Raw genomic sequence first — 9,801 nt, 5'->3', positions numbered from 1 at the left:
ATCAAGGGGCACATTACACTAGTCCCATATTTCAGAAATTGCTTAAAAAATATAATATAAAACAATCTATGTCTAGACGAGGTAACTGCTGGGATAATGCTCCACAGGAGTCATTCTTTGGACATCTTAAGGATGAAACAAATATTAAAAATTGTAATACATTTGCTGAACTCTTGGAAGAAATTGATGAATATATGGATTATTATAATAATTATAGAGGTCAATGGAATTTAAAAAAGATGACTCCTGTAAAATACAGAAATCATCTTCTTAGTACCGCCTAGTCTTTTTTTAAACTGTCCTTGACAAAGGGTACATTTTAAAAAAAGACCACTTAAGTGGTCTTTTTTTTATTATTCTGCAACTGCCGCTCCTACTGGACAAACATTAGCACAGTTTCCACAATCTATGCAAGTGTCAGCATCTACTACAAATAGACCGTCTCCTTGGCTTATAGCATTTACAGGACATTCTGATGCACATGCTCCACAGCTTATGCAAGTATCATTAATTACGTATGCCATTATTCGTACACCTCCTTATATAATTGGACAAGTATCCGATTTATATTCTACCACGTTTGTCAAAGTTTTTAAAGATGTTTAAAGTAATTTTTACAAAATACTATAACCCAAATCCTCAATACAATCCACCATATCATTTATTGTTAAAAGATAATCATCATAAACTACGTTTATTTCTCTTTTCTCAATATTTATTTGAATAGCCAATACACCAGTTTTATTAGAAATAGCTTTTTTAATTGTAACAACATCTGAAGCATTCTTTAATTCCAAAACTTTTATAACTGATCTCATTGGCTCCCTCCTAATTATCTTTGAATAATTCTTTAATTATATCTTTATCTTCATCATCATTAACTTCTATTTCTATATCATCTTCTGTTAAGGTGTCTTCATATCCTCCAGATATAAGTATTAAATCATGCATGGATATTTCTTCTATAACATCATCTCCAGAAGGTAATTTTATCTTAACTTTTACCATTTCTTTTACAACGCTATTTTCTACTACTTCACCTTCTCCATATTCTGAATTTATTATGGATCCAACTTTAGGTAGTTTCTTTCTTATTTCTTCATAGGTTTCTTGTTCGAAATTCAAACAACACATAAGTCTTCCGCATATACCTGAAATTTTTGTTGGATTCAATGATAGGTTTTGCTCTTTTGCCATCTTAATAGATACTGGTACAAAGTCTCCTAAATATGTAGAACAACACATAGCTCTACCACAAGGACCTAATCCTCCTATCATTTTTGCTTCATCTCTTACACCTATTTGTCTTAACTCTATTCTAGTTTTAAATATGGAAGCTAAATCCTTTACCAAATCTCTAAAATCCACTCTTCCATCTGCAGTAAAGTAAAATATTACTTTATTATTATCAAAAGTGTATTCTACATCTATTAATTTCATTTCTAACTTATGCTCTTTTATTTTTTCTAAACATATATCAAAAGCCTCTTTTTCTTTGTTTTTATTTTCAGAATGCTTTTCTTCGTCTTCCTTATTTGACTTTCTTATTACACTCTTTAAAGGTGAAACTATTTCATTTTCTTTTATTTCCTTTTCTCCTGTAACACATTGCCCAAACTCAATGCCCCTTATAGTTTCCACGATTACATTTTGTCCTTTTTCTATTTTCAAATCTCCTGGATCAAAATAATATATTTTTCCAGCTTTTTTAAATCTTACTCCTACAACTTTTATCATATATTTTATACCTCCTGCATTTTTAACAACATAGAATTAAAAACTAGTGATGTATTTACATTGCTACTTAATTTATTTTTAGTATCCTCTATTATGTGTATAATATTATATAGTTCTTTAAAGGATAATGACTCTGAAATACTCTCTAAGTCCTCTAGTTTATCTATATTTAATATTAATCTTTTATTTAATGTTTCTTTATACACTAATATATCTCTTATATAAGATAAAAAACAAGTCAATATCTCTTCTAATAAATATATATGTTTTACAAGAAATTCTGTATACTGTAATATACTTTCCATATCATTTTTTTTATATAATAACATTTTCTTTAATATATTCATAGACATATTTCTTATGTTTTTAAAATCTTCATCTTCTATAAACTTTTCTACTTTTCCTGGTATACCATCACTAATTTTTAAAAATATCTCTTTTAATTCCTCATCTATGTCAGGATATTTCTCATTTATAAACATCTTCATGTCCTCTTCACTTAAATGATTTAATTTATATATCTGACATCTTGATTTTATTGTCTCTAAAATATTATCTAAGCTTTCACAAATCATTAATATAAATACATTCTCAGGAGGCTCTTCAATAGTTTTTAAAAAAGCATTTTGTGCTTCTTTAGTCATAAGATCTGAATTGTATATTATAATAACCTTTTTATCTTCTTCATAAGGTTTTTTATTTACTTCTTTATTTATTTCTCTTATATCATCTACTTTTATTGAACGATTTTCTTTCTTTATCCTAAATTCTATAATATCTGCATAGATTCTGTTAATCTCTTTATTTAATAGCTTTAATGCTATTTCTTTTACCAATATACTCTTTCCTAGTCCATCTTCACCAGAAATTATATAAGCATGAGCAAAACGTCCATTTTCTATTGAGTTAATTATATGATTTTTTATATCCTCGTGACCTATAACATCTGAAAAACTCAATATATATTCCTCCATCTATATTCTTATGAAATTGTCAACATCTACTACAAATATTGTAGCTCCTCCAACCTCTACTTCCATAGGATATGGCACATATACTCCAGTAGCACCCGCTACAGGTGATGGTGTTGTAACAACTTGTTTTCTAGTTTTACAAATTTCTTCGATAAAATTTATTGCATTCTTTAGTCTATCCTCTTCAACGCCAATCATTAAAGTAGTATTACCTGATTTTAGAAATCCTCCTGTAGTAGCTAATTTAGTGACCCTAAAATCATTTTCTGTTAATAAATCTACTAAATCTGATGCATCATCATCTTGTACCACAGCAATAATAAGCTTCATTTCTTTATCCCTCCTTTAAAATTCTAAAGGTTTTACCTACATTTTATCATATTAAGCCTAACTAGTATATTTATAATGTTTTTTCTTTTAAAACCTTATATATTTCCTCATGGATTTCATTTATATTTTTTATCTTATCTCCTTTAATGCAGTTTATCTTTATCCAATTATATTTTTCTGCAATATCCACTGCATTTTTATAAGATATATTTAAATAATCCTCATCTCTTTCATGTATATCTTTTTCTTCTTCTCCTGTGAACTTATTTTTCCTATTTTTAATAAGATTTCTACTATATTCAGGTGGTAAATCTAAAAATATTGTTGCATCTGGTATGGGTAACCCCATTAAATTAAATTCCAAATCCCACAACCAATCTAAAAACTTTTTCTTTTCTTCTACATTCTTTATCTTTGAAGCTTGATGAACCATATTAGAAGTAGTATATCTATCTGCTAATATTATGCCTCCATTTTCATAAAATGCACCCCATTTTTTCTTAAATGATGCAAATCTATCTACAGCAAAAAATGTAGATGCAGCATAAGCATTGACGTCATTTGGCTTGTCTCCAAATTCTCCACTTAAGTACATTTTAATCAATGCTGAAGAATTGCTATTATAATCAGGATATTCTACTTTTAATACATCATATTTATCTTCTACTAATTTATTATAAAGTTTTTTAGTTTGAGTAGCTTTACCACTACCATCTGGTGCTTCTATTACTATTAATTTTCCTTTCTTATCATTCATAATTTCTTATACCTCTTTTTCAACAAATTTATTTAACCACATTGATCTGATTTTCATGTAAACCAATAACTTCTATTCCATTGTCTTCATAATATTTTATAACTTCTATAGTTTCTTCATCCATTATTTCTCCCATCATAATAATTGGAATACCTGGTGGATATGGTACTATATTTTCTGCACATACACAATCTAAAGATTCTTCTACTTCTACTATTTTTTTACCTTTATTCAAAACTTCAAAAGGTTCTAGCTTTTTTTTAGGTATATTATGATTTAATATGTCCATTTCTTTAATTTTAAACTTAGAAAAATCGCAGTTTAATAAAACTTCATATAAATATTTAATTTCCTTTTCTACATGAAAAGGAGATACTATTATAACAATATTATAAGTATCATTCATTTCACATTGTATATTATTTTTTAAAAGATAGTCCATTAATAAATTTGCACTATAACCTTCTTCTATGTGTAGAATATATCTACTTTTATCTAAAGTATATTCTGACATAATATCTACCTGATCTATTATATGTAGGTGTTTTAGAGAATTTATCTTTTGTTTATATATCTTTAATAATTTTATTAATTTTTCATAAGTTTCTTCTCCATATTCTTCTAAATAATACCTAGAATAATCCATAGAAACTAAAAATAAATATGAAGGACTTGTACTTATAAAAGTATCAAAGTAAAAATCTACCTTATCTATAAGTTCTTCATTGTTAACATGTAAAAATGCTGTTTGAGTTAAACTTGGAAGTGTTTTATGACTACTCATAACTACCATATCCGCTCCTAGTTTAACAGGATTCTTAGGTAATTTTTCGTTTGCAACAAAATGTGCTCCATGGGCACAGTCAATTAACACTTTCATGTTGTGCTTTTTAGCTTCTATAATAATTTTCTCTAAATCACAACAAATCCCATAGTAATTAGGATAAGTTATAATTATTCCTTTGGCATCTTTATTTTCTTTAATTGTTTTTATAATATGGCTACTATCAACAGAAAGTGGAAGGTTAAAACCTTTATGAATTTTATTCTTTACATATATAGCTTTTAACTTTCTTATTATAATTGTATTAAATATTGATTTATGACAATTTCTATCAATTATTATTTTGTCTCCTTCTTCAAAAGAAGAAAATATCATAATCATATTTCCGCTACTACTTCCATTAACTAAAAAATAAGACTTCTTACTACCATAAAGTTCACTTAATTTTATTTGGGATTCTTTTATGATACCTGTAGGATTATGCAGATTGTCTACACCGTTTACTTCGGTGATATCTAGTTTTAAAATTTGTTCTTTTATCTCCTTACCTATATCTGTAGATAAAAAACCTTCACCTTGCTTATGACCTGGCATAGAAAAATAAATATTTTTCTTTTTTATATAATTTAATACCCCTTCTACAAGTGGTAATTTTGACACCTAGTATCCTCTCCCTTTATCATTTGGTATATTATATATTTCTTTATACAGTTTACATAGTAACTATAAAAATCTGTTATTGTATCTTCTTTTATCATTTTCTCTTCACAACTTTTACAAATCCTTATACCTTTTATCATTATACCATTGTTTAGAGGCTTTCTACACATAACGCAAGATATTTTCTTCATTTACCGTCCTCCTCAAAATTTATAATATCTAAAGTTTTGCCTCTCTATATATATTTTATTCATCTTGTCCATTAAATTCCCCATATAAATATATTTAAATACTTATGGTCATACTATTTATAATTATATGAATAGCCTTATTGGGAGTGATAGTATGAAACAATATATAAAATCCTACATAAACACTATAGATAACGATTTATATAATATATCAAAATATATATATGAAAATCCTGAATCATCTTTTAATGAATATAAAGCTTGTAACTATTTAACCAATATACTAAAACAAAATAATTTTAAAGTTAAAGATAATTTTATTGATATATCCACTTCATTTTTTGCAGAGTATGGATATGGTTTCCCTAAAATATGTTTTATATGTGAATACGACGCTTTTGAAGGATGTGGTCATTTAACTGGCCATAATCTAATATCTTCTATGTCTATCGGAGCTGCCTTGTCATTAAGCAAAGCAGTATCTAATCTAAAAAAAGGTTCTGTTGTGGTTATAGGATGTCCTGGTGAATTTAAAGGAAGTTCTAAAGTAACTATGGTAAAACAAGGAGTTTTTAAAAATATAGATGCTGTCTTAATGGCTCATCCAAACACTATTACCATGGAAAGTGGAACATCTATGGCAACTATACCTTTAAAAATAACTTATAAAAGTCAACCTGACATTGCTTATAAAAAATTAGAAGATTTCTCGGCTCTAGATGCTTGTATATTAACTTTAAACATTTTAAATTTACTTAATAAAAAAATAGGCAAAGACACCTATATAAATAGTTCTCTAAATAACCATGTAGCCTCCCCTTTATATGTTCCTTCTAATAGCGACATAGAACTCTATATTAGAGGATCAAAAATGGATACCCTTATCCCTTTAGAAGAAAAAATAAGAAGTATATGCAAATTTATATCTGATTTTATGGATGTAGATAATGAAAATTTTATTTTTGAAATGCCCTATGAGGAGTTAATAACTAATGATACTTTATCCAGGATATTTTCTCATAATCTTAAAGAAGCAGGTATTATAGATATATCTCCTGCCAATAAAAATTTTTCATCTTTAAGTATAGGAAGTATAAGCAAGGTCACCCCTTGTATTCATCCTTATATATCTATTACAAAGGATATATCTATAAATTATTTATCTAATGAATTTGCAAAAGCTACTATTTCTAGCTTTGCACATGATGTAGTTTTAAAAACTTCTCAAGCTCTTGCATTAAGTGGATTAGACTTAATACAAAAGGAAAATCTTATCAATGAAATGAATAACTCATTTCATCATTGATAAAAAATCTAAAAACTCTTAGATATATTTATTTTATACCTAAGAGTTTTACTTTTTTATGAAGCAGCCAGTTCTCTATTCTTATTGAATTCTATTTTCTCAATTAAACCTATGCTAGGCTGAAAATAAAATTTTTTATATTTGTCATTCTCTCTGTATATACAACAATACGGTCTTAATTTATAAGTATGACACATATATTTTTTATTACTTATTAATTTACCTTTAAATCTTACAAAATCATCTTTACCTATATATTCAATATTTCTAATTTTTATATTTTCAACTACTTTATCGCCTGAACCGCTTATTTTATGAATTATAAATTGGTCTGCTATTATAGAGTAGGTATATTTTACTTTACATTTAAATAACTCTGTCAATAAAATTACTGCAAATACTACATTAGCTATAACTGTAATTAACTTAATGTTATTGTTATAAAGCTCTTCTATTATGCTTAAAAGGAATAATACTGCTATTAGTATTAAAAATACTTTTATAAAGGATATAGCTTTCTTCCTAGTAACAGTTTCCTTATACATATTCCCCATCATAGTATCCTCCTAGTGAATTATTAATCTCAATACTTTAATCTAACATTGAGATTATACTAGTGTTTTTCACTTTATTCCACGTCTATTATGGTTCATTTTCTACTTATAATATTAAATTATAGTGATTATCTATAATAAGTTCATGATTTCTCTTATTTTATAATTTTTACTTCTATTTACGTATTTAAATTACAATTTATTTTAAAGGTATAAAAAAAGACTTAGTTAAAATTTTTAACTAAGTCTTTTTTATGGAGGCGCCACCCGGATTTGAACCGGGGAATAGAGGTTTTGCAGACCTCTGCCTTACCACTTGGCTATAGCGCCAAAATACTATTGCCCCTTGACACTATTATATATTAACACTTAATTTATGTTTTGTCAATACTGTATTTAAATTAATTTAATAGCCTAGTTCTTCCACTATTCCCCCTAGTATAGAACCTATACTATCATTTATAACTATTTGTGCTTTTCTATCATAAGGTGTGGAGGATTTGTTGATTAATACTAATTTGTTTCCTTTATAATAATGAATTAAATTAGCTGCTGGATACACAACTAAGGAAGTCCCACCTACTATTAAAACATCTGAATTTTCTACATATCTTACGGCATTGTTTATATTATCCATATTTAAAGGTTCTTCATATAAAACTACATCAGGCTTTACAATTCCTCCACATACATCACACTTAGGAACAACTTCTTTATTATTTAGTATATAGTTCAAGTCAAAAAATTTATTACAATCCATACAGTAATTTCTTCCTACCCCACCATGTAATTCTATAACATTTTTAGAGCCAGCTAATTGATGTAAGCCATCTATATTTTGAGTTATAATAGCTTTTAGTTTTCCCACTTTCTCTAGTTTAGCAAGAGCATGATGAGCTAAATTAGGTTTAGCATATTTGTATATCATTTTCTCTTTATAAAAATCAAAAAAGTCTTCTGTATGTTCTTTAAAAAAACTATGACTTAACATTACTTCTGGTGAATATGAAAAATTACTCTTTGTTTTATATAATCCTTCTTCTGATCTAAAGTCTGGAATATTACTTTCCGTAGAAACTCCAGCCCCTCCGAAAAACACAATATTTGAACTGCTTTTTATTAACTCTTTAAGATTTTTCCTAGTATCCATAGTTATCTATTCCTCCTTATAACTTCTATAACTATTATATACTCTATATATAACATTTATCAAATTATAAGGACTTTTATCTATTTTATTTTAATTCTACTGAATATTTATTCTTTAAATCTTCTGTGAACTTTTTATATAAATCTCTTTCTTTTTCTTGATGTAATTGCTTTTTAATCAAATCTTTTACTTCATTATACTCTTTAGTTCCTTTAGCATACTTCTTTTCTAGCTTGATTATATGATATCCAAATTGTGTTTTTACAGGATTACTTATAGTGCCCTCTTTCATTTCAAAAGCAGCTTCTTCAAATTCCTTAACCATTCTTCCTCTACCAAAAGTTCCAAGATCTCCTCCTGCGCCTTTTGAAGGACAATTTGAATATTCTTTAGCAGCTTCTTCAAAACTTAATCCATTTTTTATTTCATCAACTATATTTTCTGCTTCTTCTTTAGTTTCTACTAATATATGTTTTGTTGAAACTCTCTCTTCCTCAATAAACATATTTTTATTATTATTGTAAAACTCTTTTATATCTTCTTCCTTAATTTCTGCTTCTGATAATACCTTAGAAATAGTCCATTGTATAAGTGTTTCTTTCTTAATAGCTTCTATTTTTTCTAAGTATAGATCATCTAAATCAAATTTATTATCTTTAGCATAATCATGTATTAATTCAAAGGAGATTATTTCATTTAATAAATTTTTTCTTCCTTCCTCTGTCTTAAAAAATTGTTGTCTTTCTGCTGGAAATTGAGCTATAGTATTATTTAAATCACCATCTGTAATTTTTCTTCCGTTAAACACTGCTAAAACCTTACTCATATTATTAATCTTCCTTTCCTTTTAAAAATTTATTTAATTGTATAAAAATAGACCTTATCGCTTAAACTGATAAGGTCTAAATGGTGGCTCGACCAGGAATCGAACCAGGGACACGAGGATTTTCAGTCCTCTGCTCTACCGACTGAGCTATCGAGCCATATACTAACCTGGCAACGTCCTACTCTCCCACAAGGTCGCCCTTGCAGTACCATCGGCGCTTAGAAGCTTAACCATCGTGTTCGGCATGGGAACGGGTGTTACCTTCTAGCTATAATCACCAGATGTTGATTCACAGAAATCTCTGATTTCGTTTTGAATCAGTACTTCTCAGCTACGCTGAAGAAGTTTCCTTTGAAAGAATAATTCTTTCAAAATTGCACAGAGTAAATAATTTGATCAAGCCTTCGATCTATTAGTATCAGTCAGCTAAATACATTGCTGCACTTACACCTCTGACCTATCAACCTTGTGTTCTTCAAGGGATCTTATTGACTTACGTCATGGGAAATCTCATCTTAGGGTGGGCTTCACG

The 9,801-nt window shown here is 27.7% G+C and carries 13 protein-coding genes, 2 tRNA genes and 2 rRNA genes; 2 read left to right on the top strand and 15 right to left on the bottom strand.

Annotated elements, in window-relative coordinates:
- Window positions 1-284 (top strand): IS3 family transposase (locus B5D21_RS13735; RefSeq protein WP_143323997.1); only part of this gene is annotated, 284 nt, incomplete at its 5' end.
- A 69-nt stretch (window positions 285-353) separates the two neighbouring features.
- Here B5D21_RS13735 and B5D21_RS13730 read toward each other — a convergent pair.
- The 8 genes from B5D21_RS13730 to B5D21_RS13695 form a co-directional block, all read right to left on the bottom strand.
- The gene (locus B5D21_RS13730; RefSeq protein WP_035110892.1) at window positions 354-524 is read right to left on the bottom strand and encodes a DUF362 domain-containing protein; all 171 of its coding nucleotides are present in this window, start codon (window positions 522-524) and stop codon (window positions 354-356) included.
- A 90-nt stretch (window positions 525-614) separates the two neighbouring features.
- On the bottom strand, window positions 615-818 hold the full coding sequence (locus tag B5D21_RS13725; protein WP_035110891.1) for a heavy-metal-associated domain-containing protein: 204 nt from the start codon (window positions 816-818) through the stop codon (window positions 615-617).
- Between the two features lie 10 nt (window positions 819-828).
- Entirely contained in the window at window positions 829-1,737 is a 909-nt protein-coding gene (locus tag B5D21_RS13720; RefSeq protein WP_011098539.1) for a PSP1 domain-containing protein, read from the bottom strand.
- A 5-nt stretch (window positions 1,738-1,742) separates the two neighbouring features.
- Complete coding sequence (locus B5D21_RS13715) at window positions 1,743-2,711, bottom strand: DNA polymerase III subunit delta' (protein WP_011098538.1); 969 nt, start codon at window positions 2,709-2,711, stop codon at window positions 1,743-1,745.
- On the bottom strand, window positions 2,712-3,041 hold the full coding sequence (locus B5D21_RS13710; protein ID WP_023437043.1) for a cyclic-di-AMP receptor: 330 nt from the start codon (window positions 3,039-3,041) through the stop codon (window positions 2,712-2,714).
- A gap of 70 nt (window positions 3,042-3,111) precedes the next feature.
- On the bottom strand, window positions 3,112-3,798 hold the full coding sequence (locus tag B5D21_RS13705) for a dTMP kinase (RefSeq protein ID WP_011098537.1): 687 nt from the start codon (window positions 3,796-3,798) through the stop codon (window positions 3,112-3,114).
- Between the two features lie 28 nt (window positions 3,799-3,826).
- Window positions 3,827-5,242: an aminotransferase class I/II-fold pyridoxal phosphate-dependent enzyme gene (locus tag B5D21_RS13700; protein WP_011098536.1), complete on the bottom strand. Its 1,416-nt coding sequence runs from the start codon at window positions 5,240-5,242 to the stop codon at window positions 3,827-3,829.
- A complete protein-coding gene (locus tag B5D21_RS13695; RefSeq protein WP_023437040.1) occupies window positions 5,221-5,433 on the bottom strand; it encodes a sigma factor G inhibitor Gin in 213 nt (70 codons plus the stop codon). Before B5D21_RS13695 ends, B5D21_RS13700 begins: the two co-directional genes overlap by 22 nt.
- Window positions 5,434-5,587: 154 nt before the next feature.
- Between B5D21_RS13695 and B5D21_RS13690 the strand changes: the two genes are divergently transcribed.
- On the top strand, window positions 5,588-6,739 hold the full coding sequence (locus tag B5D21_RS13690; RefSeq protein WP_035110887.1) for a zinc-binding metallopeptidase family protein: 1,152 nt from the start codon (window positions 5,588-5,590) through the stop codon (window positions 6,737-6,739).
- A 56-nt stretch (window positions 6,740-6,795) separates the two neighbouring features.
- On the opposite strand, the gene B5D21_RS13685 is transcribed toward B5D21_RS13690, so the two are convergent.
- The 7 genes from B5D21_RS13685 to B5D21_RS13655 form a co-directional block, all read right to left on the bottom strand.
- Window positions 6,796-7,293: a hypothetical protein gene (locus tag B5D21_RS13685; RefSeq protein WP_035110885.1), complete on the bottom strand. Its 498-nt coding sequence runs from the start codon at window positions 7,291-7,293 to the stop codon at window positions 6,796-6,798.
- A gap of 255 nt (window positions 7,294-7,548) precedes the next feature.
- Window positions 7,549-7,623, bottom strand: a tRNA-Cys gene (locus B5D21_RS13680).
- A 76-nt stretch (window positions 7,624-7,699) separates the two neighbouring features.
- Window positions 7,700-8,443 carry an NAD-dependent protein deacylase gene (locus tag B5D21_RS13675; RefSeq protein ID WP_011098533.1) on the bottom strand — a complete coding sequence of 248 codons (744 nt, stop codon included), beginning with the start codon at window positions 8,441-8,443 and terminating at the stop codon, window positions 7,700-7,702.
- Between the two features lie 85 nt (window positions 8,444-8,528).
- The gene (locus tag B5D21_RS13670; protein WP_011098532.1) at window positions 8,529-9,269 is read right to left on the bottom strand and encodes a peptidylprolyl isomerase; all 741 of its coding nucleotides are present in this window, start codon (window positions 9,267-9,269) and stop codon (window positions 8,529-8,531) included.
- 81 nt (window positions 9,270-9,350) lie between these two features.
- Window positions 9,351-9,426, bottom strand: a tRNA-Phe gene (locus tag B5D21_RS13665).
- 8 nt (window positions 9,427-9,434) lie between these two features.
- Window positions 9,435-9,551: ribosomal RNA gene (gene rrf, locus B5D21_RS13660) — 5S ribosomal RNA — on the bottom strand.
- A gap of 110 nt (window positions 9,552-9,661) precedes the next feature.
- Window positions 9,662-9,801 (bottom strand): 23S ribosomal RNA (locus tag B5D21_RS13655); the annotation flags it as partial.

This window comes from Clostridium tetani (assembly GCF_900167265.1).
GTDB lineage: Bacteria > Bacillota > Clostridia > Clostridiales > Clostridiaceae > Clostridium_G > Clostridium_G tetani.
Note: the sequence above shows the minus strand (reverse complement) of the source record. Positions and strands in the feature narration are given on the sequence as shown.

What these genes read in the sequence shown, in the direction of transcription:
- B5D21_RS13720 (WP_011098539.1), bottom strand. Translation starts at nt 1,737, where the DNA reads ATGATAAAAGTTGTAGGAGTAAGATTTAAAAAAGCTGGAAAAATATAT.
- B5D21_RS13715 (WP_011098538.1), bottom strand. Translation starts at nt 2,711, where the DNA reads ATGGAGGAATATATATTGAGTTTTTCAGATGTTATAGGTCACGAGGAT.
- B5D21_RS13710 (WP_023437043.1), bottom strand. Translation starts at nt 3,041, where the DNA reads ATGAAGCTTATTATTGCTGTGGTACAAGATGATGATGCATCAGATTTA.
- B5D21_RS13685 (WP_035110885.1), bottom strand. Translation starts at nt 7,293, where the DNA reads ATGGGGAATATGTATAAGGAAACTGTTACTAGGAAGAAAGCTATATCC.
- B5D21_RS13690 (WP_035110887.1), top strand. Translation starts at nt 5,588, where the DNA reads ATGAAACAATATATAAAATCCTACATAAACACTATAGATAACGATTTA.
- B5D21_RS13725 (WP_035110891.1), bottom strand. Translation starts at nt 818, where the DNA reads ATGAGATCAGTTATAAAAGTTTTGGAATTAAAGAATGCTTCAGATGTT.
- B5D21_RS13670 (WP_011098532.1), bottom strand. Translation starts at nt 9,269, where the DNA reads ATGAGTAAGGTTTTAGCAGTGTTTAACGGAAGAAAAATTACAGATGGT.
- B5D21_RS13730 (WP_035110892.1), bottom strand. Translation starts at nt 524, where the DNA reads ATGGCATACGTAATTAATGATACTTGCATAAGCTGTGGAGCATGTGCA.
- B5D21_RS13705 (WP_011098537.1), bottom strand. Translation starts at nt 3,798, where the DNA reads ATGAATGATAAGAAAGGAAAATTAATAGTAATAGAAGCACCAGATGGT.
- B5D21_RS13675 (WP_011098533.1), bottom strand. Translation starts at nt 8,443, where the DNA reads ATGGATACTAGGAAAAATCTTAAAGAGTTAATAAAAAGCAGTTCAAAT.
- B5D21_RS13695 (WP_023437040.1), bottom strand. Translation starts at nt 5,433, where the DNA reads ATGAAGAAAATATCTTGCGTTATGTGTAGAAAGCCTCTAAACAATGGT.